We start from the raw sequence: 734 nt of genomic DNA on the forward strand, positions 1-734 counted from the left end.
CGTCTCGACCCACTGGCGGTAACTGCTGGTTTTCGCCGGCAGCGCTTCCCCGGCCAACAGAAGCTGCATGTCCTCTGCAATCAACCGCCAGGAAACCGCGTCAATCACCAGATGGTGTGCCGCAAAAAACAACCGGGCACTACCGTCTGCATAGCCAGTCAGGTGAGCGGCCTGCCAGACGTTCCCTGCGTGATAATCAAATCCACGCTGTAAGTCAGTCAAATACTGCTGCAGCGAGGCATCATCGACCCCGCTCACATCCAGCGTTTGCAGGGCAGGCTGTCGGCTCACAGACTGGTAGCATTGCTCATAGCCTTCCGATCTCTGCACAAAGCAGGTGCGCAGACTGTCATGCTGGGCAGCCAGTGCCGCCAACGCTTGCTCAATGTCTGCCGGCGCAATTTCTCCGGGGATCCGCACCATAAAGGCCTGATTCCAATGTTGCGGCGACGGCCACTCACATTCAAAGAACCACTGCTGGATGGGCAGTAAACCAAACGAGCCCGTGAGTTCGCCCTGCTCGGTGAGCATCTCTGTCGACACTTGCGTCTCTGACAGCACCCCCGCCAGCGTGCTGATGGTCGGGTGGTCAAAAAGGGTTTTCACCTGCAGTCTAAAATCGGCCTGACGCAGCTTGTTGACCAGTTGAATACTGATAATCGAATCCCCGCCCAGACGGAAGAAGTTGTCGTCAATGCCGACCCGCTCAACCCCGAGGACCTGCTGCCACACCT

1 protein-coding gene is annotated in these 734 nt (G+C 57.6%); it reads right to left on the bottom strand.

Going from position 1 to position 734, the window contains the following annotated elements; genetic code table 11:
• Nucleotides 1–734, bottom strand: a 734-nt coding sequence (locus Q4579_RS22975) for a condensation domain-containing protein (RefSeq protein ID WP_303567279.1), incomplete at both ends; no start/stop codon positions are given.

The organism is Photobacterium sp. 1_MG-2023, from assembly GCF_030547945.1.
GTDB lineage: Bacteria > Pseudomonadota > Gammaproteobacteria > Enterobacterales > Vibrionaceae > Photobacterium.